The sequence below is a fragment of the Kitasatospora nipponensis genome (assembly GCF_039528135.1).
Lineage (GTDB): Bacteria > Actinomycetota > Actinomycetes > Streptomycetales > Streptomycetaceae > Kitasatospora > Kitasatospora nipponensis.
The window spans coordinates 1-673 of sequence record NZ_BAAALF010000762.1 but is presented as its reverse complement, the minus strand read 5'-3'; the positions used below and the strand labels follow the sequence as shown (position 1 = coordinate 673).

At 73.8% G+C, this 673-nt stretch carries 1 protein-coding gene; it reads left to right on the top strand.

Annotation, left to right across the window (positions count from 1 at the left end):
* Window positions 1-187: 187 nt before the first annotated feature.
* A partial coding sequence (locus tag ABD323_RS43180) for a hypothetical protein (protein ID WP_344447502.1) occupies window positions 188-673 on the top strand: 486 nt, incomplete at its 3' end.

Below are 673 nucleotides of genomic sequence, written 5' to 3'. Positions count from 1 at the left end.
GTGCCGTCTTGGCCTGGCGCCCGTCTGCCCCGAGCACCGGGTCCTGCTGGTGGATGTGTGCCCGCGCTGCGAGGTACGGCTGCAGCGTGGCACCGGCACGGGCACGCGGACACTGCCGACCCGCGGCCGTTCACTGGACCCGCGTCTGTGCAACGCCCGTCTCCCGACCAGGGACCGCACGGCCTGGATGTGCGACCAGGTCCTCGGGGAGATCCCAGCCTCCGCCGTACCCCGCTCGCTCGCCGAAAGCCAGTCCCGGGTCCTGGCCGCGGTGGACAGCGGCCAGGCGCAGGTCGGTGGCCGCGCCGTCGCGGCCACGGAGTACTTCGCCGCGTTCAAGTACCTGACGGCGCTGGCCCGCGTGTGCGTCTCGGCAGCCGACCTCGCCCGGATTCCGCCAGTGGTCGCTGGTGTCTTCGGGGCGGATGTGGCCGAGCGGCGCCGACAGCGGTCAGGCGGCTCGTCCGCGAAGCTCGGCACCAGCCCGCCGAGCTCGGCACACGCCGGTGCGCTGCTGGCCCTCGTCGAGCCGGTCCTGGCCGCCCCCGACCAGGGCACGTGCCGGCAGATGCTCCAACCGTGGGTGGGGGAAGTGGCCAGGCAACGCCGCGAGAGCGGGAAGAACGCCCTCCTGCGGCAGATCCCGCAGCCACCGTGCCTGGCCTCGCTGATC